Below are 23,862 nucleotides of genomic sequence, written 5' to 3' on the forward strand. Positions count from 1 at the left end.
CCCTCGCGCTCGGACCCGCCTGCCCGAGGACCTTGATGTCTGACCAGAACCCGAACGACCTGTCCCAGGGCGCCGTGCCCCCCGCCGAATTCGTCGACGCCTACGGCGCGGAGTCGATCCGCGTGCTCAAGGGCCTGGATGCCGTGCGCAAGCGCCCCGGCATGTATATCGGCGACACCGACGACGGCTCGGGCCTGCACCACATGGTCTACGAGGTGGTGGACAACGCCATCGACGAGGCCCTGGGGGGCCATGCCGACCTCGTGACCGTGACACTGAACGCCGACGGCTCCTGCACGGTCTCGGACAACGGCCGCGGCATCCCGGTGGACATCCACAAGGAGGAGGGCGTCTCGGCGGCCGAGGTCATCATGACCCAGCTCCACGCCGGCGGGAAGTTCGACCAGAATTCCTACAAGGTCTCGGGCGGCCTGCACGGCGTCGGCGTCTCGGTCGTCAACGCCCTGTCGCAGTGGCTGCGCCTGCGCATCTGGCGCAACGACAAGGAGCACACGATGGAGTTCCGCCACGGCGACGCCGTGGCCCCGCTCAAGGTCCTCGGCCCCGGCAACGGGCGGAAGGGGACGGAGGTCAGCTTCCTGCCCTCCACCGACACCTTCACGATGATCGAGTTCGACTTCGCGACGCTGGAGAAGCGCCTGCGCGAGCTCGCCTTCCTCAATTCCGGCGTCCGGATCGTGCTGACCGACGCGCGCCACCCCGAGCACCGGCGCGAGGAGCTGTACTACGAGGGCGGGATCGAGGCGTTCGTGCGCTACCTCGACCGCTCGCGCAAGCCGATCGAGGGCGTGTCCAAGCCCGTCATGGTGCGCTCGGAGCGCGACGGCATCCGCGTCGAGGTGGCGTTCTGGTGGAACGACTCGTTCAACGAGACGGTGCTGCCCTTCACCAACAACATCCCGCAGCGCGACGGCGGCACCCACATGGCGGGGTTCCGCGCCGCGCTGACCCGCCAGATCACCGGCTACGCGGAATCGTCGGGCATCGCCAAGCGCGAGAAGATCACCCTCACCGGCGAGGATTGCCGCGAGGGCCTGACCGCGGTGATCTCGGTGCAGGTGCCGGACCCGAAGTTCTCGTCGCAGACCAAGGACAAGCTCGTCTCCTCCGAGGTGCGCCCGGCGGTGGAGAACGTGCTGAACGAGGGCCTGTCGAACTGGCTGGAGGAGAACCCGTCCCAGGCCCGGTCGGTGATGGGCAAGGTGATCCTGGCGGCCTCGGCCCGCGAGGCCGCGCGCAAGGCGCGCGAGACCGTGACCCGCAAGGGCGCGCTCGACATCGCCTCGCTGCCGGGCAAGCTCGCCGACTGCCAGGAGCGCGACCCGAGCAAGTGCGAGATCCTGCTGGTCGAGGGCGACTCGGCCGGCGGCTCGGCCAAGCAGGGCCGCGACCGCACCTTCCAGGCGGTGCTGCCGCTGCGGGGCAAGATCCTCAACGTCGAGCGCGTGCGCGCCGACCGGATGCTCGGCTCGGCCGAGATCGGCACGCTGATCACCGCGCTCGGGGCCGGGATCGGGCGGTCCTCGACCGACCGCGAGGGCTTCAACCCGGACAAGCTGCGCTACCACCGCATCATCATCATGACCGACGCGGACGTGGACGGCTCGCACATCCGCACCCTGCTCCTGACCTTCTTCTTCCGGCAGATGCCGGAGCTGATCGAGCGCGGCCACCTCTACATCGCCCAGCCGCCGCTCTACAAAGCCGAGCGCGGGCGCAAGGCGCTCTACCTCAAGGACGAGCGCGCCCTCGAGGACTACCTGATCGACCAGGGCGTCGAGGGCGCGACCCTGACGCTGGCCTCGGGCGCGGCCTTCGGCGGCCCGCAGCTCAAGACGCTGGTCGAGGAGGCCCGCACCTTCCGCGGCATCCTGCTCGGCCTGCACACCCGCTACGACCGCTCGGTGGTCGAGCAGGCGGTGCTGGCCGGCGCCTTCCGGCCGGAGGCGGCCGAGCACGCGGGCGAGGCCGAGGTCCTGGCCGACGTCACGGCCAGGCGCCTCGACGCCATCGCCGACGACATCGAGCAGGGCTGGCAGGGCGAGGCGTCGGAGGGCGGCTACGTCTTCGGGCGCACGCTGCGCGGCGTGCGCCAGGTCGCGACGCTCGATGCCGGCCTCATCGCCTCGCAGGAGGCGCGCCGCCTCGCCGACCGCGCCGACGCGCTCCGCGAGATCTACGGCGAGCCGGTCACCTTCTCGCGCAAGGGCGAATCGACGGTCCTGCACGGGCCGGTCGCGCTGTTCGAGGCGGTGATGGCGTTCGGCCGGAAGGGGCTCCAGCTCCAGCGCTACAAGGGCCTGGGCGAGATGACCGCGCAGCAGCTGTGGGAGACGACGCTCGACCGCGACATCCGCTCGCTGCTCCAGGTCAAGGTCAAGGACACCACCGACGCCGACGACCTGTTCGTCAAGCTGATGGGCGACGTGGTCGAGCCCCGGCGCGAGTTCATCCAGGAGAACGCGCTCAGCGTGGCCAACCTCGACGTGTGATCCGTCGGTGCGAGACGCGTCCGGCCGACGGCCGGACGACGCTCCCACGGACCTCGGTGTCCGCCGTATCGGATGTCAGGACAGCCCGTTCGCGCCGAGAGCCCGGCGCATGTCGAGCTTGTCGCGGATCCCGTACTTCGCGAGGGCGGCGAGCGGTCGCGCTCGGACAGCGCGGCGGGCGCCGTCTGATCCTGCGTCATCGGCCGTGCTCCGGGGGGTCGGGGGCCGGGGATGCGGTGCCGATGATCCGGCGCAGGACCCGGCCGACCTGCGCGGCCGAGTAGGGCTTGTGCAGCAGCTCGAAGCCGTGGCTGTCCTCGCGGGCGAGCACGTGGCTGTAGCCCGAGGCCAGCACCACCGGCAGGGCCGGGATGCGGAGGCGCAACGCCTTGGCGAGCTCGATGCCGCCCATGCCGGGCATGACGACGTCGGAGAAGACGGCCCGGAAGCCGGCCCCGTCCGTCCCGAGGCGCGCGAGCGCCTCCTCCGCGTTGACCACCCATTCGGGCGCGTAACCGAGGTCCTCGAGGATCTGCGAGCAGAAGGCGCCGACCTCGAGGTTGTCCTCCACGAGCAGGATGCGCTGGCCCAGCCCCGCCGGCGACAGGGCGGCGTCGGGGTCGGCGACGGCGGCCTCGACCGCCTCCGACGAGACCTCGGGCAGGTAGAGGGTGAAGGTCGTGCCCCGGCCGATCTCGCTCGTCACGTCGACGTCGCCGCCGGACTGCTTGGCGAAGCCGAACACCTGAGAGAGCCCGAGCCCCGTGCCGCGCCCGATGTCCTTGGTGGTGAAGAACGGCTCGAAGATGCGCCCGAGCACGTCGAGGGGAATGCCCGAGCCGGTGTCGGCGAGCGAGACCGCGGCGAACGGCCCGCGCGAGCCGGCATGGCCCCGGATCGTCGGCATGGCCTGCCCGGCCGCCACCCGCATCGTCAGCGTCCCGCTGCCGTCCATCGCGTCGCGGGCGTTGACGGCGATGTTCACCAGGGCCGTCTCGAACTGGTTGAGGTCGGCGCGCACCAGGGCCGGCCTGTCCGACGCCTCGACCCGGACGCGGATGCGCGCGCCGGTGATGGTGTCGAGCATCTCGGCCACGCCGTTCAGGCACGCCCCAACCTCGAACACCTCCGGCTTGAGGGATTGCCGGCGGGCGAAGGCCAGGAGCTGCCCGGTGAGCTTGGCGGCGCGGTCGACCGTGTCGGAGACGGCGTCCATGTAGCGCTTGCGCCGGTCCTCGGGCAGGTCCGGCCGGCGCAGGAAGTCGACGGACGAGCGGATGATGGTCAGCAGGTTGTTGAAGTCGTGCGCCACGCCGCCGGTCAGCTGGCCGACCGCCTCGAGCTTCTGCGATTGCCGGAGGTCCTGCTCCATCCGCTCGCGCTCGGCCGCCTCGGCGAGGAGCCGGGCGTTCGCCGCGGCGAGCTCGGCGGTGCGGGCCGCCACTTGGCTCTCGAGGAGGGCCCCCGCCTCGCGGAGGAGGGCGGCCTGCGCCTCCAGCTCCGCGTGGAGCGCCACCACGCCCCGGTTGGTGTCGGACAGCTCCCGGTTCAGGCGCTGGGCTTCCTCCTCGCGTTCGGCGAGTTCGGCGAGGCTGCGCAGGAGCTCGCGGTTCTGCTCGCGCATGGCGGTCGCCGGCTCGTCCGTCCGGGCCCGGGCGACGTCGTCGGCCAGGGTGGTCAGCCGGCGCCCCGTGAAGGTCTCGGAGCCGAACGGCAGCCGCATCCCGAACGTCACCATCGTGCCGTGGTCGACGACGGATTCGATCTCGAAGCGGTTCATCAGCCGGCGCGACCCGGTGATGCCGATGCCGAGCCCGGTGGTCGAGCGGTAGCGCCCCTCCAGGATGGCATCGAGATGCGGGATGCCGGGCCCCGCGTCGCGGACGCGGATCAGCAGGATCTGGCCGCCCTCCACCGTGTCGAGGCCGTACTCGACCCGTCCGCCGCCGGCGTAGCCGTAGGCGTTGCGGGCGATCTCGGACAGGGCCGTGGCGATCCGGGTCTGGTCCTGGACGCCGAAGCCGAGGCGCTCGGCCAGCCCGCGCACCCGCTGGCGCACCGCGATGATGTCGTCCTCGTGCTCGACCAGGCTGGAGAGCAGCGGCCACCTCATGCCGGATCCCCCCGCACGACGAGCACGGTGGCGTCGTCGCGGGCGCGGGCGAAGTCGCGCAGGATGACCCCGGCCACGAGGGTCGGGTGGGCGCCGGCGAGGCCCGGATGGGCGTCGAGGGACCAGCCCGTCGCGATGCCGTCGGAGCAGAGCACGAACAGGTCCCGCGCCTGCATCGGGTACTCGAACTCCTGGATCCGCCGGGCCGCGTGGCCGGCCGTCCCGGCCAGGCTGACCGTCCGCTTCATCGCCGCGCCGGAGACCACCGCCCCGGCGACGTTGCCGATGCCGGCCAGCGCGAGGGTGGCGCGATCCCGGGCGTAGCGCGCGACGGAGATCGCGCCGCCGCGGGTGTGGGAGAGGCCCGCGTGGATGGCGGCGAGGATCGCCGCGGGCGGCTCGTCGCGATGGCGCCGGAACAGCTTGAGGGCCTCCTCGGACGCCTTGGCGGCCTCCGGCCCGTGGCCGAGGCCGTCCGACACGATGGCGGTCCAGCCGTCGTCGCGCTCGCGCACGGCGTAGGCGTCGCCGTTGGCGGTCTCGCCCTTCAGCGGCACCGTCACCGCGCCGAAGCCGGGCACGCCGTCCGGGGTGCGTGTCCTGTCGATCGACAGGCGCGCCAGCACCGCGGTGCCGAGGCCGGGCCGGGAGACGATGTCGAAGGCGTCGGAGAGGCGACGCACCGCGCCGAGCCCTTCGCCGGCGCTGCCGCCGGTGGAATGGCCGTCGCGCAGGGCGAGGCCGAGATCCTGGCAACCGTTGCCCTTGTCGAGGGCGAGGATCTCGACCCCCGAGCCGGTCCCGTCCTCGTAGGTGCCCACCAGGACCTCGCCCGGCACGCCGTACTTGACGACGTTGGTGGCGAGCTCGGTGACGACCAGGGCCACGCGTCCGGCCGCGGTCTCGTCGAAGCCGATGCCCTGCGCCACGGCGACGGCGCGCCGCCGCGCCTCGGCCACCTGGCTCGCTTCCGTTACGGTGATCCGGTGCATGCTCACTTCCACCGCGCGATCGTCACGCGGGTGCCGGCTCCGGGGGTCGACGCGATGTGGAACTCGTTCGAGAGCCGCTTGGCGCCGCCCAGACCGAGGCCGAGCCCGCCGCCGGAAGTGTAGTGGTCGGTCATCGCCTGATCGATGTCGGCGATGCCGGGGCCCTGATCCTCGAAGGTCAGGCGCAGGCCCCTGCGCGTCCCGGCCTGGACGATCTCCGCGTGGACGTGGCCGCCCCCGCCGTAGTCGAGGGTGTTGCGCGCGAGCTCGCTCGCGGCGGTGACGATCTTGGTCTGGTCGACGAGCCCGAGGCCGATCTCGACGGCGAGCGCGCGGACCCGCTGGCGCACCCGCACGACGTCGTCGCCCGAGCGGATCGCGAGGGTCTCGGCCTTCGGGGGCTCAGCCTTCGTGGCCTTCACGGTCGCCCCCGCAGCCGTCCTCCTCCTCGGCGAGCCGCGCCTGGATCAGCGCCATGCCGCGCTCGACGTTGAGGGCGGTCTTGATGCCGGTCAGCTCCAGGCCGAGCTCGACCAGGGTGATGGCGACCGCCGGCCGCATGCCGGCCACGACCGTCTCCGCGTCGAGGACGCGCGAGACGGCGGCGATGCTCACCAGCATGCGCCCGATGAAGGAATCGACGATTTCCAGCGCCGAGATCTCGAGCAGGACGCCGCGTGCGCCGGTGCGCGCGATCATCGCGGTGAGGTCCTCCTCCAGCGCGAGGGCGAGGCGGTCGTGCATGTCGACCTGGATGGTGACGATGAGGGCGCCACCCAGCTTGAGGATCGGGATGCGGTCCATGGCGTCAGCCGCGTCCCTCGATGGAGGCCTGCTGGCGCACCACCTTGCGGCCGGTCCGCCTCAGGGCGACGGCGAAGGCGTCGGCCAGGGTCGCCTTCGAGACAACGTTCAGCTCGACGCCGAGATGGACCATGGTCTGGGCGATCTGGGGCCGGATGCCGGAGACGATGCAGTCGGCGCCCATCAGCCGCGCCGCCGCGACGGTCTTCAGCAGGTGCTGCGCCACCAGGGTGTCGACGGTCGGCACGCCGGTGATGTCGATGATGGCGATCTCGGCCTCCTCGTCGACGATCGCCTGGAGCAGGTTCTCCATCACGACGCCGGTCCGGGCGCTGTCGAGGGTGCCGATGAGCGGCAGCGCGAGGATGCCGTCCCAGAGCCGGACCACCGGGGTCGAGAGCTCGGCGATCTCCTGGCCCTGGCGCCCGATCACCTCCTCGCGGCTGGCCAGGAACACCTCCATGGTGTGCAGGCCGAGCCGATCGAGCACCCTGCTCGCGGCCCGGGTCCCCGCCGCCAGCGTCGCCGCGTCCGTCGCGTGGGCCTTCTCGAGGGCCTCGAAGACCGGCGGCTTGAGAGAATACACGAAGTTGGCCGTGTCGGTCGGCGTGAAGCCCTGGATCGCCCGCGAGCGCGAGATGTCGGCGAGGGTGTCGCGGAGCTGGGCGAAGCCCTCCGCGTCGGCGTCGAGCCCGCCCGCGGCGAAAGCGTCCCGAAGCTGGCGATAGACCGCCCTGGCCTGGGTCTGGAGCTCGGCCTCGCGGATGCGGCCGCTCTGAAGGGATGTCCCCTCCCGGAGGGACACGGTCCAGGCATCGAGGATGGCAGCCTCGTCGTCCGCGAGCGTCCGCTTCAGGACCTCGGCGCCATCGATACGCGTCATGTCTTCCCCCTGTCGTGATCCAGCATCTACCTGGGTCGTGACCGTTTCGATAGGCTGCATCGCCGCCAAGTCCGGTCTCTCTCGGGGCAATGCTTGCATTCGGATCAGTGAAAAGAAAGATTTCCCACGCCCGGAACCATCATCGGCCCGGACCGTCCTCGCGCGCCGCGAGACGGATGCGGCGAGGCGCCGCCTGGATTTGAGGTGCTGCGTGACTTTGAAGAGCTTGGCCAAGCTCTTGGCCAAGCGCTTGGCAGAGCCGGAGAAATCGCGTCGGCGACGACGTCCGGCCGGCGTGGAGGAGACGGCGCTCATGGTCGGGCGCCAGCGTCCGGGCGGACGGCGGCTTGCCCGTGGAACCCGGTGACGCCTCGGACGAAGCGGAGACCGACGGCGCGCTGCGCGGCCCGCCGGTCGAGGGCGGCCTCCGACCCGTCAGGGCGTCGGATCGGCCGCCGCGACGGCGTCGTCGAGCTTCCGCAACAGCGTGCAGAGCTGCTCGGAGGGCGGCGGCGTCGGCAGGGCCTCGTACATCGCGCGCAACGTGCGGCCGAGATGCCGCTCGGTCGCGTTCACGGGCGAGGCGTAGAGCCAACGACTCTCGAAGAAGGGCACGGTCGTCTCGCTTTCGGCGTCGGGCAGGGCTGCGTCCCGGCGACCCTGCCCGATCGACGGATTCGATCCGGCGTCGCGGCAGCCCCCGACATCAGACTTAGCCAAGCGTGCTCGTCGCCCGGAGTTCCCGTCACGGGTTCGATGACAGGCATGCGTCCGATCGATGCTTCCGCCATCTTGATGAGCCGAGCCTTCAGGCTCGACCCGACTTGGCCGAGACGCGCAGGATCCGGGCGCCGACGCTCGCGTCCCGGCGTCCGGCCGGACCTCCGATCACTCGGCCGCGCGGAGCGGGCGCTCGCCGACATCGGCCTGCGCGGCCTCGCGCTCGGCGGCTTCGAGGAAGGCGTGCGCCTCCGAGCGGCGCTCGAAGACGTGCGGGGCGAGGCCGCGGCGGCTCAGGGCCTCCTGCATCTTCAGGCGCAGGAAGGCGCTCGTCGCGTAGCGCGTCGTCGTGAGGTAGTGGTACTTCGACAGGTACTCGATCATCTCGGCGTAGTCGTCGTAGAGGTTCTCGCCGATGCGGAACCCGTCGTGGTTGACCACCGAGTTCACCCGCTGCCCGGCCTTCAGGCAGGCGGTCTCGAGCACCTGACGCAGCGCGTCGATGTCGCCCTTCGAGCGGACCTGCCAGCCTTCGAGGTTGACGAACAGCAGGTTGCGCGCCGGGTCGTAGCTCACCCGGTCGGGCAGGTTGAGGTTCAGGAGGTCGGCGAGCAACTCCATCGGCTCGTCGCGGAAGATGCGCGGGTCCATCGGGATCGGGTTCTCGATCACCGGCGTGAAGTCCATGTGGGCGAGGATGTCGCGGCCGATGTCGATGCCCGGCGCCACCTCGATCAGCTCCAGCCCGGCCTGGGTCAGGTTGAAGACGCAGCGTTCCGTCACGTAGAGCACCGGCTGCCGCCGCTCCTGCGCGAACGGCCCGCTGAAGGTGTTCTGCTCGACGGATCCGACGAACTTGCGCGAGCGGCCCTCCTGCACGATCCGCAGGCGGCCCTCGTCGATCTCGGTGACGAGGCCGCCGGAGGTGAAGGTGCCGGCGAACACCACCTTGCGCGCGTTCTGCGAGATGTTGATGAAGCCGCCGCAGCCGTTGAGCCGCCCGCCGAAGCGGCTGGTGTTGACGTTGCCGGCGCCGTCGCACTCGGCCATGCCGAGGCAGGTCATGTCGAGGCCGCCGCCGTCGTAGAAGTCGAACATCTGGTTCTGGTCGATGATCGAGTCGGCGTTGGTGGCCGCGCCGAAGCTCGAGCCCGAGGCGAGCACGCCGCCCACGGCGCCGGCCTCCGTCGTCAGGGTGATGTAGGGGGTGACCTTCTCCTCGTTGGCGATCGAGGAGATGCCTTCGGGCGCGCCGACGCCGAGGTTGACCACGCCGTTCGGCGGCAGCTCGAACGCGGCGCGGCGGGCGATGATCTTGCGCGCGTCGAGCGTCATCCGCTTCAGGCCGGTGACCGGCACGCGGATCTCGCCGGCGAGCGCCGCGTCGTGCTGCACGCCGTAGTTCATGCGGTGCTGCTCGGGCGGCGCCACCACGACGCAATCGACCAGGATGCCCGGGACGCGCACGTCCTTGGGCTTGATCGAGCCCTGCTCGACGATGCGCTCGACCTGTGCGATGACGATGCCGCCGTTGTTGCGGGCGGCCATCGCCTGGGCGAGGTTGTCCAGCGTCAGCGCCTCCTTGGAGACGCAGAGGTTGCCCGACGGGTCGGCGCTGGTGGCGCGGATGAAGGCGACGTCGATCTTGGTGGCCCGGTAGAACAGCCACTCCTCGCCCTCGACCTCCACGACCTTGACGATCTCGTCGGTCGTCAGGGTGTTCACGCGGCCGCCGCCGTGGCGCGGGTCGACGTAGGTGTGGAGCCCGACCTTCGAGAACAGGCCGGGCTGGCCGGCGGCGCAGGCCCGGTAGAGCTGCGAGATCACCCCTTGCGGCAGGTTGTAGCCGCGGATGCGGTTGTCCTGCGCGGCCTGCGCCACCTTGGGCATCCGCCCGAAGTTCGCCGCGATCACCCGCCCGAGCAGGCCCTCGTGGTGGAGGCGCCCGGTGCCGAGGCCTTTGCTGTCGCCGGCGCCGGCGGTCATGATCAGGGTGAGGTTGCCGGGCGCGCCGGTCTCGACGAAGCGCTTCTCCAGGGCCGCGTGCAGCGCCTCGGGGATGCAGCTCTGCACGAAGCCCGTCGTCGTGACGACGTCGTCGGTGCGGATGAGGGCGATCGCCTCGTCGGCGCTGACGATCTTGTTCTTCTTCACGCGACTCTCCCTGCCGACGACCGTTCCGGTCTTGCGGCCACTGCCTTGCGGCGCCTGTTGGCTCAGGCTCTATTCTTGACGGACCGCGACGGCTCGGCTGCGCGGGACCGCTCGGGGGGAGGTTAGGGCAAGCCAAGGCTGCCCTGCAAACGAACATTATTTGTCGCGACGTTGAAATTAACTCGTTCTTCCACGCGCAGAATATTGAATTCAAACCCTGCGCCTTCGGCATCCCACGGCGCTTCCGCACGCGCGCGGCTCACTGGTCAGCCGGCCGGCGCCGTGTCATGGGCTGAAGCCGTGACCGATGATCCCCACGCCCTCCGCGCCGCAGAAGCGGCCAGCCTCGGCTGGTCCGGCTTCTTCGAGGACCAGTGCGAGGCCGCCGATGCCGGCTTCGCGCCGATGCGGATCGCCCTGGTCCACCGCTCCCGGCTGACGGCGCTGTCGGCGGCCGGCCCCGTCGAGCTGATCCTGCCGGTCCATGCCAGCACCGGCGACGTCACCGTCGGCGACTGGGTCCTGGCCGATCCGCGGACGCTGACCCTGCACCGCCGATTGTCGCGGAGGACCGTGCTGCAGAGGCGCACCGAGGGCGGCAAGGTCCCGCAGGCCGCGGCCGCCAACGTCGACACCCTGTTCGTCGTCACCTCGTGCAACGCCGACTTCAACCCGGCCCGCCTGGAGCGCTACCTCGCCCTGGCCAACCAGGGCGGCACCGACCCGGTGATCCTGCTGACCAAGGCCGACCTGACCGACGACGTCGAGGCCTACCGCCGGCAGGCCGCCGCCCTCCAGCGCGGGCTGTCGGTGGTCGGCGTCAACCCGCGCCGCCCGGACGCCGCGGCGGCGCTGGCGCCCTGGTGCGGGCCCGGGCAGACCGTCGCGCTCGTCGGCTCGTCCGGCGTCGGCAAGTCGACGCTCGTCAACACCCTGGCCGGGCCCGGCCAGGACGCGCCGCAGGAGACCGGCGCGATCCGGGAGCACGACGCCAAGGGGCGCCACACCACGACGGGGCGCTCGCTGCACGCGATGGCGGGGGGCGGCTGGGTGATCGACACGCCGGGGATGCGCACGCTCCACGTCAGCGACGCCGCGGAGGGAATCGACACGCTGTTCGCCGAGATCACCGAGCGCGCGCCCGACTGCCGGTTCCGCGACTGCACCCACGCGCACGAGCCGGGCTGCGCGGTGCAGGCCGCCATCGCCGACGGAACCCTCGACCCCGACCGCCTGGACCGCTGGCGCAAGCTCGTCGCGGAGAATCGCGACAAGACCCCGGCCACGGCGCCGCGGCGCCCGCGCAGGCACTGAGCGCTCGACCGGTATTCGCCGCCTCGTGACCGGGTCGTCCGGCGCGGATCGTCTGTCCTTTCGCGCGCCGTCACCGGACCGTCACGCACGCGACCTATCCGAAGGCGTTCGAAGTCCGATCGCCGTCGAGATCCGTCATGTCCGATTCTGCCCGCCTGACACCGCACCTGTCGGGCGCCGAACCGAGGCGGCGCCCGGGTCCGACGCTCGATCGCGGCCTGCATCCGGGCGGGATCGTCGCGTTCCTGCTGATCCTGGTGGCGGGCCTGGTCTACGCCGGCGTCAGCCTGATCACCGACATGAACGCGGTCGGCCAGACGCCGCTGGCGATCGGCGCCTTCGTGCTCCTCGGCCTCGCTCTGCTGATCGCGCTGGCCTTCGAGTTCGTGAACGGCTTCCACGACACCGCCAACGCGGTGGCGACCGTGATCTACACCCACTCGATGCCGCCGCTCGTGGCGGTGATCTGGTCCGGCGCCTTCAACTTCCTCGGCGTGATGCTGTCCTCGGGCGCGGTGGCCTACGCCATCGTCACGCTGCTGCCGGTGGAGCTGATCCTGCAGGTCGGGTCGGGCGCCGGCTACGCAATGATCTTCGCGCTGCTCATCGCCGCAATCGTCTGGAACCTCGGCACCTGGGCCTTCGGCCTGCCGAACTCCTCGTCGCACGCGCTGATCGGCTCGGTGATCGGCGTCGGGCTGGCCAACCAGCTGATGGCGCCGGAAGGCTCCGCGACCTCGGGCGTCGACTGGGCCCAGGCGCTCGGCGTGTTCAAGGCGCTGCTGTTCAGCCCGCTCATTGGCTTCGTCGCGGCGGCCCTCCTGCTGCTGGCGCTCAAGCTCACCGTGCGGCGCAAGGACCTCTACGAGGCGCCCGAGGGCGACACGCCGCCCCCGCTCTGGATCCGTTCGCTGCTGATCCTGACCTGCACGCTGGTCTCGTTCTTCCACGGCGGCAACGACGGCCAGAAGGGCATGGGCCTCATCATGCTGATCCTGATCGGCGCGGCGCCCACCGCCTACGCCCTGAACCGCACCATGGCCGACGACACGACGCCGGCCTTCATCCAGACCTCGCAGAGCGCCAGCGCGGTGTTCGCGAGCCACGCCGGGACGACGGCCCAGCCCGACGCGGCGGCCGCCCGCAAGCAGGTCTCGGACGCGCTCAAGACCAAGGACCTGAACCAGCCGGCGGTCTACGGCGCGCTCGCGGCCCTCTCCACCGACATCGCCGCCAACGTGCGGAACTACGGTGCGATCAAGCAGGTGCCGGCGGCGCAGACCTCGAACCTGCGCAACGACATGTACCTCGCCGCCGACGCGATCCGGCTGCTGCCGAAGAACGGCGCCAGCTTCTCGGAGGCCGAGGCCGGCACGCTGAAGGCCTATACCGGCCTGCTCAACGACGGCACGCGCTACATCCCGACCTGGGTGAAGGTCTGCGTCGCGCTGGCGCTGGGCCTGGGCACCATGGTCGGCTGGAAGCGGATCGTGGTCACGGTCGGCGAGAGGATCGGCAAGACCCACCTGACCTACGCGCAGGGCGCCTCGGCCGAGCTCGTCGCCGCCGGCACGATCGGGCTGGCCGAGGTCTACGGCCTGCCCGTCTCGACCACCCACATCCTGTCCTCGGGCGTCGCCGGCACCATGGCGGCCAACGGCTCCGGGCTGCAGATGTCGACGGTGCGCAACATGGCGCTGGCCTGGGTGCTGACCCTGCCGGCGGCGATCACCCTGGCGGGCATCCTGTTCTTCATCCTCCGCCACGTCTTCTGAAGCCAACGCCTTTCGAGGCCTGCGCATGTCCCGCTCGTCGCCCCGGGATCGCCCGCAGCGATCACCCGGACGCGTCCGACCGGATCGTGCGCCCGGCCGGGCGAGGGCGCGCGCGGTCGGGTTTCAGGGGCGGCGCCTTGCATGCCGACGGCCGGCTCCACGGCCTCGGCGGGGCTGCAAACCCGGTCGATGTCGGCTAGGCCGGGACCGATCCGGCCTCCTCGGCCGGGCGTTCGCGAGCCGCGGCCCAGCATGCCTTCCACCTCCTCGATCGCTCGCCTGATCCTGGTGCTCGCGGCCGCGGGCTTCTCCAGCACCTTCGCGTGGCGCTCGGTCGAGCCGCTGGTCGGCGTGCTGGCGCGCGACCTGCGCAGCGACGCCCACACCGTGGCGCTGCTCTCGACCGCCTTCGCGCTGCCCTACGCGCTGATCCAGCCGATCCTCGGGCCGGTGGGCGACGCGGTCGGCAAGGAGCGGGTCATCACCGCGTGCCTCGCGGTGCTCGTGGCGGCGCTGGTCGGCTGCGCCTTCGCCGAAGACCTGCGCCTGCTCTTCGGCCTGCGGATGGTGGCGGGCGCCGCGGCCGGCGGGGTGATCCCGCTGGCGCTCGCCCTGATGGGCGACCGGGTGCCGATGGAGCGCCGCCAGGTGGCGATCGGCCGCTTCCTCGTCGCGGTGATCCTCGGGCAGCTCTCGGGCTCGACCTTCGCCGGGCTGATCGAGGGGCAGGTCGGCTGGCACGGCGTGTTCGCGATCAACGCCGCGGTCGCCGTGCTCGGCTGCGCCGCGACCCTGCTCGGGTTCGACCGGAGCGGCCGCCTTCCGGCGCGACGGCCGGAATTCGGGCTGGCGCTGACGCGCTATCGCGCGATCGTGGCCAACCCGCGCGCGCGGGTGCTGTTCGCGGCGGTGTTCGTCGAGGCGATCGCGGTGTTCGGCATCTTCCCGCACCTCGCGCCGCTGATCGAGGCGCGCGGCGAGGGCGGCCCGCGCGAGGCCGGGCTGGCGCTCGCCGGCTTCGCCGTCGGCGGGCTGATCTACTCCGCCCTCGTCGGCCTGCTGGTCCGGTTCCTCGGGATGCAGCGGATGCTGGTCGGCGGCGGCCTCGTCTGCGCCGGTGCCCTGACCATGATCGGCCTCGCGGGGCGCTGGCAGCTCGACGCGGCCGCCCTCGTCGCGATGGGGCTCGGCTTCTACATGCTGCACAACACGTTTCAGGTGCAGGTGACCGAGGTCGCCCCGACCGCCCGCGCCTCGGCGGTGGCGCTCCACGCCTTCTCGTTCTTCTGCGGGCAAGCGCTCGGCGTCGCCGTGCTCGGCGTCGCGCTCCAGGGCATCGGCCAGCTCGCGGCGCTCGCCGCCTGCGCCGTCACGATCCTCGCCGTCGGGATCGCGACCGCCGTGCTGCTGGCAAGGCCGGCGGGGCAGGGCGCAGAGTAGGTCTCTTCGCGAATCCGCTCGGTTTCGACGCCCACGCGCGCCTTCCCTTCCCCCTCTGCGGGGGAGGGAAGGCGCCACGTCACGCCGGCACGCGCGGCCGCGCCCGTGCCGCCACGGTGCGCGAGGCCGTCTCGCGCAGGGCCTGCTCGATGGCGGCGTTGGCTCGGCCGCGCAGCAGCCTGGTCGCCTCCGCCTCGTCGAACGTGTCGGGGAAGCGCCGGGCCAGCCAGAGGTAGGCGGCGGCGAGCTTGACCGTGCGTTCGAGGTACTCGAGCTCGCCGCCGACGTTGGCCCGCAGAGCCGGGACGGCGGCGCCGGCCGCGCGGGCCTGGACCCAGCGGTCGAGCACCGCGGTCGAGGCCGGGTCGCGCCGGTCGATCGGGCAGACCGCGAAGGCGAAGGCCTCGCGGATCGGCAGGTGCGCCGTGTCGACCGCGCGCGCCGCCTCCAGCGCCTCCTCCATCGCGGAGGGCTGGAACGGGGACCCCTCGTAGAACGTCGCGCGGGAAAAATGCGTCAGCACCTCGGCGAGCGAGTCGGTGCCGAGTTCGGCCGCCGCCGCCTCGATCGCGATCAGGTCCGGCCGGACGTAGAACCGGGTGTCGGCGGCGGGCGCCGTCGGCGCGCCGGCCAGCGCATCGCGGATCGGGCCGAGGCTCACGTCGTCGGTGGCCGAGACGTGGCCCTCGTCCTGATGGCCGAAGCGCCCGGCCCGGCCGGCGATCTGGCGGATCTCGGGATTGGTGAGCGGGCGGGTCGCCGTGCCGTCCCACTTGGTGACCGCCGAGAAGATCACCCGCTTGAGCGGTCCGAGGTTCAGGCCCATGCCGATCGCGTCGGTGGTGACCAGCACCTCGGCCTCGGCGTTGCGGAACCGTGCCGCTTCCGCCCGGCGCACCTCCGGCGAGAGCGCGCCGTAGATGGTGGCGACGCTGCGCCCGGCCGCCACCAGCGCCTCGCGGTTATCGTGCACGGCCCGCCGCGAGAAGGCGACGACGGCATCCCCCGGCTGCACGGATTCGAGGGGCACGGGCTCGTCGAGCGCCACCAGCGGGGTCTTGCGCACGAAGGTCACGACGTCGAGCGATTCGCCCGCGGCCTCCGCCGCGCGGCGGACATGCGAGAGCGCGTCGTCCGAGCCGCAGACGATCACGGTCTTCGCCGGGATCCCGAACAGCGCGTTGGTCCAGGCCCAGCCGCGATCGGGGTCGGACAGCATCTGGATCTCGTCGATCACCGCGACCTCGACCGGGCGGCGCAGGTCCGCGGTCTCGATGGTGCGCGCGGTGTGGCTCGGGTCCGGCTCCCCCAGAATCTCCTCGCCGGTGACCATGCCGGCGCGCAGGCCCCGCTCGAGCAGGGCCTCGTAGTTCTCCAGCGCGAGCAGGCGCAAGGGCGCGAGGTAGGTCCCGGTCGGCGCCTTCGCCAGCACCTCCAGCGCCGCGTAGGTCTTGCCGGAATTGGTCGGGCCCATGTGGAAGACGATGCGCCGGTTCAGCCGGCGGGCGGGCACGAACTTGTCGATGTAGGAGCCGAACCCGACCCGGTCGCGCAGGCGGCGACGGCCGGATTCCTCGCGCGCCACCGCCTTCGCCCGCGTCCGCACCGTCTTCAGGGTGTCGAGGATCGCGTGGGCGAGGTTCGGCGCGGGCGTGAAGACGCGGGCGCGCAGCGACCGGTCGAGATGGGCGATGTAGGTCGGCGCGTCCGCCCCGATCTCGTGGAGGTCGTCCCGGATCTGGTCGCGCAGGCGCGCGACCGTGCGGTGGAGCGTGCGCGCCGAGGCCGCCGACGTCTCGGCCAGCGCCCGGCGCAGGTCGTCGAGGCGCCAGGCCGGATCGTTGCCGAGCGCCATCTCCTCCAGGATCTCGGCTGCCGCCTCGCCCGGCGGCCCGTCGAGGCGCAGGTCGAGGCGGCCGTCGTCGAGGAGCGGCAGGTGGACCCGGAGCCGCCAGGCGAGGGTGCCGTCCCGCCCCGGCTCGGCCCGGAGCGCCGGCAGGGCGAGCTTCAGCGCCGCGACGCCGGTCTGCGAGAAGGCCTGGCGCGCCGTCCCGTCGCGGAGCGCCGCGGCGACGGCGGAATCCTCGACGAAGCCGTCCTGCTCGGGCAGGCCCATCCGGACGCGCAGGGCCTCGCGGTCGATCGCGGCCGCCGCGATCCCGAGCCGGTGCAGGGCGTCGGCCAGGATGTCGGTCGTCAGGTGGATGCGCTTGCGAGCCATGCCCTACCTTCTCGGCCGCGACGCGCCGGATCAAGCACGCCGGCAGGTTCTCAACGGTTGCGGACGAGCCAGCGGGCGATGCGGGGGCGGAGCGGCAGGAACGCGCGATAGGCGATCTCGGCGAGCGGCAGCACGACCGGGAGCCGCGCGAGCCGCGCGAGCCAGCGCCAGCGCGGCAGCGCGCTCCACAGCCGGGCGAAGCCCGCCGCCCCCGACCGGAGCCGGCCGTCGGCGTCGCGGACATGGAAGCGGGCGCGGGCCGCCGCACGGTCCAGGTCCGGCCCGAGGGGGGCGCCGTCCGGCGCCACGTCGACGAAGGCGATGCGCTCGGCCCCGCGGCAGCGGCGATAATGCCCGATCTCCGCCCGGCAGAGCGGGCAGGCTCCGTCGTAGTAGACGGTCAGCGTCTCGTCGGGCACGGAATGGTCCTCTTCGCGACCCCCCGGGAGATAGGGGGGCAGGGCCCACGCGGCAGCGCGGCCGGACGCCGCTGGGCCGGTCGCACGCCCGGGCCGCAAAGCCCTCGCGCCTCATTAGCGACCGGCGTCGCAGATCCCTCCAAGGGGCCGGGTCGAAGCGGGGGTCCCTTCCCCCAGAGGGAGCCGCGCGGCGCTGGCCACGACCCATTCGAAGACGTTCGACGCCGTGCGATCCGAACCCCCATCGGCAAGCTCAGCCGCAGCCTCCGCCCTATCGGCGGTCGTAGGGATCGTAGGGCGCGAGCGCATCCCCGAGCGCCTTGGCGGCCGGATCGCGCCGGAGATCGAGCTCCCGGTCGAGGGCGCGCACGAAGCGCTCGCGGCCGGCTTCCAGCTCGCGGCCGAGGCCGCCGAAGGCCTCGGCGACCTCGACATGGGGCGGCCCGTCGGTGACGAGGTAGTCGATCCCGCAATCCGGCTCGGCCGGGCGCTCGGCAGGGCGGAGCCAGTAGCAGATGCGGACGCGGGTGAACGGCTCGCCCGCGCGCCGCTCGACCCGGGCAGGCGCCAGTCGAAAGCTGTCTGGCCGGGCTCGCTCGGCATAGGCGAGGCTCTGGCCGACGGTGACGAAGCCCTGCGTGCGGTGCCCGCGCACCAGCGCCATCGCCCGCGCGTCGGAGAGGTCCGCCGGCTGCGCCTGGGCGCCCGCGAGCGAGGCGAGGCCGAGGGCCGCTGTCAGAAAAGCCCGCCGCGCCGCCCGCAGCGACGGCCTCGCGGGCCGGCCGGCCTCGTCCGGCGTTGCAGCGCGGCTGGGCTTCACCATGTCTTGCTCCGATCCCGCTTCGCGTGCGTGAAGCCCGATGCTGCAGGAGCCTGTACCGTGCCGCGCTACTTCTTCAACACACGGATCGGCGACGACTGGGTGACGGACCCGGACGGCGCCGACCTGCCCGATGCCGACGCCGCCTGGGAGGCCGCCCGCGACACCATCCTGGCGGCGCTGCGCGCCGGCCAAGCGCGTGAGGCGCGGGACCAGGCCCGGCTGATGACGGCCGACCTCGTCGTCACCGATGCCGCGGGCGAGATCGTGCTGGAATTCCCCTTCGCCGAGGCGGTCGAGATCGACCCGGACCCCGGCGCGACGTTGCACTAACCGCGACACGCGGCATCGATCTCAGCGCTCGGCGCTTCGCTTGCGCAGGGGCCGCGTCAGGCGGGTGCCGGCCGCGACGAAGCCGGTGGCGGCGCAGAAGGCTTCGAGGTCCGGCCGGTCCGGCGGCAGCACCATCTCCAGCCCGTCGCATCCGGCGGTGCGCGCGGCCTGCGCCGCCGCCTTGAGCAGCAGGCGCCCGAGCCCGCGCCGGCGGTCGTCGGGCGCGACGAGGAGCGTCGTGATCTGCGCGGTCGGCTCGGCGACGAGGGTGCGGTACCAGTGCAGCACGACGAGGCCGCCCGGCGGCCCCCACTCGACCGCGACGAGGGCCGCACCGTCGCGGCCGCGCAGGGCCTCGATCCGCTCGGCGAGGTCGCGGACCGCGATCGCCGGGCCGCCCGAGCCGATCAGCGCGGCGAGCCCCGGCGCGTCGGCGGCGCTGGCCGCCCGGATCTCCAGCCCGTACCGACCGCTCAAGCCCCACCCCCGCTCATCCCGACCATCGTCATCCCGTCGCTTTCCCGCCGCCGATCGATGCGCGCGCCGCATCGATCCATCCAGCCTTTGAGTTGGACGCCGCGCCGGGGACGCTCCTAACCTGAGATCGCAAGCGGCCGCCGGGGCCCCGTCGAGGGGCCTTCAGAGAACGGCCGCTGTCCGCCGCGGCACCGGCCGGGCGGTCCGCCTTCAGGGAGAAGGTCGTATGAGCGCGGGTCTCGCCATGACCGCGGTGAAGCGCAGCCGCGTGCGGCTCCTCATCGTGACGATGCTCTTCATCGCCACCACCATCAACTACGCCGACCGCGCGACGCTCTCCATCGCCGGCCCGTCGCTGGCCAAGGACCTCGGCCTCGATGCGGTGGCGATGGGCTACGTCTTCTCCGCCTTCGCCTGGTCCTACGTCCTGGCGCAGCTGCCCGGCGGCTGGCTGCTCGACCGCTACGGCGCGAAGTGGGTCTATGCCGGCGCGATCTTCCTGTGGTCGGCCTTCACGCTGATGCAGGGGGCGGTCGGCTTCTTCACCGGCTTCACCGCGGTGGCGGTGCTGTTCGGCCTGCGCCTGCTGGTGGGACTCGCCGAGGCGCCGGTGTTTCCGGCCAACGCCCGGATCACCGCGGCGTGGTTCCCCACCGCCGAGCGCGGCACCGCCTCGGCCTTCTTCAATGCCTCGCAGTACTTCGCCACCGTTCTGTTCACGCCGCTGATGGGCTTCGTCGTCCACCATTACGGCTGGCACCACGTCTTCACCCTGATGGGCGCGCTCGGCATCGCCTTCGCGCTGCTGTGGACCCAGGTGATCTACGGGCCGAAGGAGCACCCCGCGATCAACCAGGGGGAGCGCGACTACATCGAGGCGGGCGGCGCCCTCCTCGACATGGACGGCCGCGACGCGGGCGTGGCCCAGGTCGACGCCGGCCGCACGATCCGGCAGCTGCTCGCCAACCGCATGCTGCTCGGGATCTACGTCGGCCAGTACTGCATCACCACGCTGACGTACTTCTTCCTGACCTGGTTCCCGGTCTACCTCGTGAAGGAGCGCGGGCTGTCGATCCTGCAGGCGGGCTTCGCCGCGGTGCTGCCGGCGCTCTGCGGCTTCGTCGGCGGCATCCTGGGCGGCTGGATCTCGGATCGCCTGCTCAAGCGCGGATGGTCGCTGACCGCATCGCGGAAGATCCCGATCGTCGGCGGGATGCTGCTGTCGATGGTCATCGTCGGCTGCAACTACGTCCAGACCGACGCGCTCGTGGTCGGGCTGATGGCGCTCGCCTTCTTCGGCAAGGGCGTCGGGGCGCTCGGCTGGGCGGTCGTCTCCGACACCTCGCCGCGCCAGGGCGGCGGCCTCTCGGGCGGCCTGTTCAACACCTTCGGCAACACCGCCGGCATCACCACGCCGATCGCGATCGGCTACATCGTGCAGCAGACGGGGTCGTTCAACGGCGCGCTGATGTTCGTCGGGCTGAACGCGCTCGTCGCCGTGTTCTGCTACCTCGTCGTCGTCGGCGAGATCCGGCGGGTGGAGCTGCGCTGAGCGGGCTCGCGCCGGCAAGGCGACGCTTCAAAGGCGACACGTCTCCGGCCCGGCTTCCAGACCGGTCGCAGGTTGCGCGGACCCGCAGAACACGTCCGCGCAACCGGCTCAAGCGGACCGCCGCCGCCACCCCTCGGGCACGGGATGGCGGGCATGCGCCTCGGCCAGCGCTTCGAGCCAGCCTGCGACGTCGGGTGGGATCGCGGCGTCGCCGGAGGCCCAACGGCGCACCAGGCGGTCATCGCAGGCCAGGGCCTGAGCGAAGCCCCGTTGCGACCAGCGCAGCCGGGCGAGCACGTCGCGGAGGCGGCCGGCGGTCACCCGCCCAACACCTTGATGAAGGCGGCGCCCGCGCCGAACAGCGCAGCACCCGCGGCCATGCCGGACAGGGCGATCTGCCAGGGTGCCAAGGCTCGCTCGCGCGTCAGCTTGTCGGCCTCGGCGCGCAGCTTAGCCTGTTCCTCAATGAATTTCTGGGTCTCGGCGTTCGACCGGAGGACGCGAGCGACCTGCTCGGCGATGTCGAGGCTGTTCGGAGCGGATGTGCCGGCCATCGGGGGCGTCCTGCAATTTAGCCGGGGAACTCCCGCGAACATGTCCGCAATATGAGGGACGATCGGACGAACGTCAACGACGGCGAAGTCGAACGTGCCCGTGACGACCCACCTCGCCGAAGCGACGCCACCCGATCGAGACCGTCTTCCGCAAGCCGAAGGCGTTCAAGCGCATCGCGAGGCAGGCCGACGAGACCAATCGAAGCTTTGCTGCCATCATCCGTCTCGCCGCGACCGGCATCGGGATGCGATCAATCCAGGCACGTCGCAACCCGGGTCGCCTTTCCAGGATCGCGCATGTTCGACTTCAGCCAGCTCCGGTGCTTCGCGGCCGTCGCCGAGGAGCTGCATTTCGGCCGGGCCGCCGCCCGGCTGAACATGACCCAGCCGCCGCTCTCGCGGCAGATCCAGGTCCTGGAGCGCATCCTCGACGTGCAGCTCCTCGACCGCACCAGCCGCTCGGTGCGCCTGACCGCGGCCGGGCGCAGCTTCCTGCCCGAGGCGCAGCGCATCCTGCGGCTCGCCGAGACCGCGACCCACGTCACCCGCCAGGTCGCGGCCGGAAGGGCCGGGGTGCTCAAGCTCGGGTTCACGGCGGCTTCGGCCTACGACTTCCTGCCCCGCCTCGTCATCGCCGCCCGGGCCGCGCTGCCGGACGTGACGCTCGCGCTGCGCGAGATGGTGACCAAGGATCAGGTCGAGGAACTGCTGGCCGGGCGCATCGACGCGGCGCTGGTGCGCCCGCCGGTCAGCCATCCCGACCTCGCCTCCGTGCGGGCGCTGGCCGAGCCGATGGTGGTCGCCGTGCCCGCCGGCAATCGCCTGGCGGCGCACGCGGGCCTGACGCTGGCGGACCTCGACGGCGAACCGTTCATCGCCTACGCGCCGAACGAGGCGCACTACTTCCACGACCTCGTCCGCGGCCTGTTCGCCGAGGCCGGCATCCAGCCGCGCATCCTGCAGCAGCTGACGCAGATCCACTCGATCCTGGCACTGGTGCGTGCCGGCCTCGGGGTCGCCCTGGTGCCGGCGGCGGCCGAGCGCCTGCGCTTCGAGGGCGTCGCGTTCCGCCCCCTCGACCTGCCCGCGCCGCGCCCGGCCGAGCTGCACCTCGCCTGGCGCCGCGACGGCGACGACCCGCTGATCGCGCGCCTGATCGCGATCCTGGCAGCGCTGCCGCCGGGATGATCGATGCCTGCCGCGCATCGATCGATCCAGCCTTTGGCTTGGACCCGCATCGGCATCCTTGCGAGAACGTGCGGCAGACGGCGCGCCAGACGCCGGTCCCGTCAACGCCCCGGGAGGCACGCATGCAGGCCGACGCCGTCGATGCCCCGTCGCGCGGATTTTCGCGCTCCCCCACCGTCACCGCAATGCGGGTCGTGCCGGTCGCCGGCCGCGACAGCATGCTGCTCAACCTCAGCGGCGCGCACGGCCCGTTCTTCACCCGCAACCTGGTGATCCTCGAGGATTCCACCGGCGCGACGGGCCTCGGCGAGGTGCCCGGCGGCGAGCGCATCCGCGGCGTGCTGGAGGAGGCCCGCGACCTGATCGTCGGGCGCCCGCTCGGCGCCTGGCAGGCGGTGCTCAACGCGATGCGCGCGCGCTTCGCCGACCGCGATTCCGGCGGGCGCGGCCTCCAGACCTTCGACCTGCGCGTCACCATCCACGCGGTGACGGCGGTGGAATCCGCCTTCCTCGACCTGCTCGGCCAGTTCCTCGACGTGCCGGTGGCGGCCCTGCTGGGCGAGGGCCAGCAGCGCGACGCCGTCGAGATGCTGGGCTACCTGTTCTACGTCGGCGACCGCCGCCGCACCGATCTGCCCTATCGCGAGCCGACCGCCCGCGACGGCTGGATGCGGCTGCGCGACGAGGAGGCCCTGACGCCCGACGCCGTCGCACGCCTGGCCGAGGCCGCGCATGCGGCCTACGGCTTCAACGACTTCAAGCTGAAGGGCGGCGTGCTCGCCGGCGAGGACGAGATCGCCGCCGTCACCGCGATCCACGAGCGCTTCCCGGAAGCCCGCGTCACCCTCGACCCGAACGGCGCGTGGTCGCTCGCCGAGGCGATCCGCCTGTGCAAGGGGCGGGGCGACGTGCTCGCCTACGCCGAGGATCCGTGCGGGGCCGAGGACGGGTTCTCGGGCCGCGAGATCATGGCCGAGTTCCGCCGCGCCACGGGCCTGCCCACCGCCACCAACATGATCGCCACCGACTGGCGCCAGATGAACCACGCGATCCAGCTGGGCGCCGTCGACATCCCGCTGGCCGACCCGCATTTCTGGACGCTGGCCGGCTCGGTGCGGGTGGCGCAGCTCTGCCGCGACCACGGGCTGACCTGGGGCTCGCACTCGAACAACCACTTCGACGTGTCGCTGGCGATGTTCACCCACGTCGCGGCCGCCGCCCCGGGCAAGGTGACGGCGATCGACACGCACTGGATCTGGCAGGACGGCCAGCGCCTGACCAAGGAGCCGCTGGCGATCCGCGGCGGGCTCGTGCGGGTGCCGGATCGTCCGGGGCTGGGCATCGAGATCGACATGGCCGAGGTCGAGGCGGCGCACGCGCTCTATCTGGACCACGGCCTCGGCGCCCGCGACGACGCGGCGGCGATGCAGTTCCTCGTCCCGAACTGGACCTTCGACAACAAGCGCCCGTGCCTCGTGCGCTGAGGGCGACGGACGCTTCAGATCCCTCCCCCTCTGCGGGGAAGGGTGGCCCCTGCGTCGGCAGGGGTCGGGAGAGGGGAGCGCCGTATCCGGCACCGGCGCTCCCCTC

The 23,862-nt window shown here is 72.2% G+C and carries 21 protein-coding genes; 8 read left to right on the plus strand and 13 right to left on the minus strand.

The features are described 5' to 3' along the window. Nucleotides 1-35 precede the first annotated feature (35 nt). Nucleotides 36-2,513: a DNA topoisomerase (ATP-hydrolyzing) subunit B gene (gene gyrB / locus MKK64_RS27715; protein ID WP_187274726.1), complete on the plus strand. Its 2,478-nt coding sequence runs from the start codon at nt 36-38 to the stop codon at nt 2,511-2,513. A 196-nt stretch (nt 2,514-2,709) separates the two neighbouring features. On the opposite strand, the gene MKK64_RS27720 is transcribed toward gyrB, so the two are convergent. The 7 genes from MKK64_RS27720 to MKK64_RS27750 form a co-directional block, all read right to left on the minus strand. Further along, complete coding sequence (locus MKK64_RS27720) at nt 2,710-4,626, minus strand: ATP-binding protein (protein WP_243938964.1); 1,917 nt, start codon at nt 4,624-4,626, stop codon at nt 2,710-2,712. After that, nucleotides 4,623-5,618, minus strand: a complete 996-nt coding sequence (locus MKK64_RS27725; RefSeq protein ID WP_147842252.1) for an ATP-binding protein — start codon at nt 5,616-5,618, stop codon at nt 4,623-4,625. The genes MKK64_RS27720 and MKK64_RS27725 overlap by 4 nt, the downstream gene beginning before the upstream one ends. Nucleotides 5,619-5,620: 2 nt before the next feature. After that, entirely contained in the window at nt 5,621-6,040 is a 420-nt protein-coding gene (locus MKK64_RS27730; protein WP_147725693.1) for an anti-sigma regulatory factor, read from the minus strand. Beyond that, the gene (locus tag MKK64_RS27735) at nt 6,021-6,422 is read right to left on the minus strand and encodes an STAS domain-containing protein (protein WP_147725694.1); all 402 of its coding nucleotides are present in this window, start codon (nt 6,420-6,422) and stop codon (nt 6,021-6,023) included. Before MKK64_RS27735 ends, MKK64_RS27730 begins: the two co-directional genes overlap by 20 nt. A gap of 4 nt (nt 6,423-6,426) precedes the next feature. Further along, nucleotides 6,427-7,305 carry an STAS domain-containing protein gene (locus tag MKK64_RS27740; protein WP_243938966.1) on the minus strand — a complete coding sequence of 293 codons (879 nt, stop codon included), beginning with the start codon at nt 7,303-7,305 and terminating at the stop codon, nt 6,427-6,429. Between the two features lie 435 nt (nt 7,306-7,740). Further along, nucleotides 7,741-8,025 (minus strand): hypothetical protein, encoded by a 285-nt coding sequence (locus tag MKK64_RS27745; RefSeq protein ID WP_147858714.1) that lies wholly within the window; start codon nt 8,023-8,025, stop codon nt 7,741-7,743. 168 nt (nt 8,026-8,193) lie between these two features. After that, complete coding sequence (locus MKK64_RS27750) at nt 8,194-10,179, minus strand: acyl CoA:acetate/3-ketoacid CoA transferase (protein WP_243938968.1); 1,986 nt, start codon at nt 10,177-10,179, stop codon at nt 8,194-8,196. Between the two features lie 282 nt (nt 10,180-10,461). Between MKK64_RS27750 and rsgA the strand changes: the two genes are divergently transcribed. The 3 genes from rsgA to MKK64_RS27765 all read left to right on the plus strand — a co-directional run bounded on the left by rsgA (nt 10,462) and on the right by MKK64_RS27765 (nt 14,708). Beyond that, a complete protein-coding gene (rsgA, locus tag MKK64_RS27755; protein ID WP_405042872.1) occupies nt 10,462-11,493 on the plus strand; it encodes a ribosome small subunit-dependent GTPase A in 1,032 nt (343 codons plus the stop codon). Between the two features lie 137 nt (nt 11,494-11,630). Continuing rightward, nucleotides 11,631-13,268 carry an inorganic phosphate transporter gene (locus MKK64_RS27760; protein ID WP_147842247.1) on the plus strand — a complete coding sequence of 546 codons (1,638 nt, stop codon included), beginning with the start codon at nt 11,631-11,633 and terminating at the stop codon, nt 13,266-13,268. A gap of 252 nt (nt 13,269-13,520) precedes the next feature. Next, entirely contained in the window at nt 13,521-14,708 is a 1,188-nt protein-coding gene (locus MKK64_RS27765; protein ID WP_243938972.1) for an MFS transporter, read from the plus strand. A 79-nt stretch (nt 14,709-14,787) separates the two neighbouring features. Here the strand turns inward: MKK64_RS27765 and MKK64_RS27770 are convergent, their stop codons facing one another. From MKK64_RS27770 to MKK64_RS27780, 3 genes are all read right to left on the minus strand, one after another. Continuing rightward, entirely contained in the window at nt 14,788-16,929 is a 2,142-nt protein-coding gene (locus tag MKK64_RS27770; protein WP_243938973.1) for a helicase-related protein, read from the minus strand. A gap of 50 nt (nt 16,930-16,979) precedes the next feature. Next, nucleotides 16,980-17,348, minus strand: a complete 369-nt coding sequence (locus tag MKK64_RS27775; protein ID WP_243938975.1) for a thiol-disulfide oxidoreductase DCC family protein — start codon at nt 17,346-17,348, stop codon at nt 16,980-16,982. Between the two features lie 271 nt (nt 17,349-17,619). Next, nucleotides 17,620-18,171: a hypothetical protein gene (locus tag MKK64_RS27780; RefSeq protein WP_243938976.1), complete on the minus strand. Its 552-nt coding sequence runs from the start codon at nt 18,169-18,171 to the stop codon at nt 17,620-17,622. A gap of 57 nt (nt 18,172-18,228) precedes the next feature. Here MKK64_RS27780 and MKK64_RS27785 point away from each other — a divergent pair, with 57 nt between their 5' ends. Then, nucleotides 18,229-18,501: a DUF6894 family protein gene (locus tag MKK64_RS27785; RefSeq protein WP_147843465.1), complete on the plus strand. Its 273-nt coding sequence runs from the start codon at nt 18,229-18,231 to the stop codon at nt 18,499-18,501. A gap of 21 nt (nt 18,502-18,522) precedes the next feature. Here the strand turns inward: MKK64_RS27785 and MKK64_RS27790 are convergent, their stop codons facing one another. Further along, a complete protein-coding gene (locus MKK64_RS27790) occupies nt 18,523-18,978 on the minus strand; it encodes a GNAT family N-acetyltransferase (RefSeq protein WP_243938978.1) in 456 nt (151 codons plus the stop codon). A gap of 226 nt (nt 18,979-19,204) precedes the next feature. Here MKK64_RS27790 and MKK64_RS27795 point away from each other — a divergent pair, with 226 nt between their 5' ends. Next, nucleotides 19,205-20,530 carry an MFS transporter gene (locus MKK64_RS27795; protein WP_243938980.1) on the plus strand — a complete coding sequence of 442 codons (1,326 nt, stop codon included), beginning with the start codon at nt 19,205-19,207 and terminating at the stop codon, nt 20,528-20,530. A gap of 108 nt (nt 20,531-20,638) precedes the next feature. Here MKK64_RS27795 and MKK64_RS27800 read toward each other — a convergent pair whose 3' ends face one another. Then, the gene (locus MKK64_RS27800) at nt 20,639-20,851 is read right to left on the minus strand and encodes a hypothetical protein (protein WP_243938982.1); all 213 of its coding nucleotides are present in this window, start codon (nt 20,849-20,851) and stop codon (nt 20,639-20,641) included. Then, nucleotides 20,848-21,084 (minus strand): hypothetical protein, encoded by a 237-nt coding sequence (locus tag MKK64_RS27805; RefSeq protein ID WP_147729292.1) that lies wholly within the window; start codon nt 21,082-21,084, stop codon nt 20,848-20,850. Before MKK64_RS27805 ends, MKK64_RS27800 begins: the two co-directional genes overlap by 4 nt. 297 nt (nt 21,085-21,381) lie before the next feature. Between MKK64_RS27805 and MKK64_RS27810 the strand changes: the two genes are divergently transcribed. Then, nucleotides 21,382-22,272: a LysR substrate-binding domain-containing protein gene (locus tag MKK64_RS27810; protein WP_243938984.1), complete on the plus strand. Its 891-nt coding sequence runs from the start codon at nt 21,382-21,384 to the stop codon at nt 22,270-22,272. Between the two features lie 122 nt (nt 22,273-22,394). After that, nucleotides 22,395-23,756, plus strand: a complete 1,362-nt coding sequence (gene gudD, locus MKK64_RS27815) for a glucarate dehydratase (protein WP_243938986.1) — start codon at nt 22,395-22,397, stop codon at nt 23,754-23,756. The last annotated feature ends 106 nt before the right edge of the window (nt 23,757-23,862 follow it).

Source organism: Methylobacterium sp. E-025 (assembly GCF_022829705.1).
Lineage (GTDB): Bacteria > Pseudomonadota > Alphaproteobacteria > Rhizobiales > Beijerinckiaceae > Methylobacterium.

What these genes read in the sequence shown, in the direction of transcription:
- gyrB (WP_187274726.1), top strand. Translation starts at nt 36, where the DNA reads ATGTCTGACCAGAACCCGAACGACCTGTCCCAGGGCGCCGTGCCCCCC.
- MKK64_RS27720 (WP_243938964.1), bottom strand. Translation starts at nt 4,626, where the DNA reads ATGAGGTGGCCGCTGCTCTCCAGCCTGGTCGAGCACGAGGACGACATC.
- MKK64_RS27725 (WP_147842252.1), bottom strand. Translation starts at nt 5,618, where the DNA reads ATGCACCGGATCACCGTAACGGAAGCGAGCCAGGTGGCCGAGGCGCGG.
- MKK64_RS27735 (WP_147725694.1), bottom strand. Translation starts at nt 6,422, where the DNA reads ATGGACCGCATCCCGATCCTCAAGCTGGGTGGCGCCCTCATCGTCACC.
- MKK64_RS27740 (WP_243938966.1), bottom strand. Translation starts at nt 7,305, where the DNA reads ATGACGCGTATCGATGGCGCCGAGGTCCTGAAGCGGACGCTCGCGGAC.
- MKK64_RS27760 (WP_147842247.1), top strand. Translation starts at nt 11,631, where the DNA reads ATGTCCGATTCTGCCCGCCTGACACCGCACCTGTCGGGCGCCGAACCG.
- MKK64_RS27765 (WP_243938972.1), top strand. Translation starts at nt 13,521, where the DNA reads ATGCCTTCCACCTCCTCGATCGCTCGCCTGATCCTGGTGCTCGCGGCC.
- MKK64_RS27770 (WP_243938973.1), bottom strand. Translation starts at nt 16,929, where the DNA reads ATGGCTCGCAAGCGCATCCACCTGACGACCGACATCCTGGCCGACGCC.
- MKK64_RS27780 (WP_243938976.1), bottom strand. Translation starts at nt 18,171, where the DNA reads ATGGTGAAGCCCAGCCGCGCTGCAACGCCGGACGAGGCCGGCCGGCCC.
- MKK64_RS27795 (WP_243938980.1), top strand. Translation starts at nt 19,205, where the DNA reads ATGAGCGCGGGTCTCGCCATGACCGCGGTGAAGCGCAGCCGCGTGCGG.
- MKK64_RS27805 (WP_147729292.1), bottom strand. Translation starts at nt 21,084, where the DNA reads ATGGCCGGCACATCCGCTCCGAACAGCCTCGACATCGCCGAGCAGGTC.
- MKK64_RS27810 (WP_243938984.1), top strand. Translation starts at nt 21,382, where the DNA reads ATGTTCGACTTCAGCCAGCTCCGGTGCTTCGCGGCCGTCGCCGAGGAG.
- gudD (WP_243938986.1), top strand. Translation starts at nt 22,395, where the DNA reads ATGCAGGCCGACGCCGTCGATGCCCCGTCGCGCGGATTTTCGCGCTCC.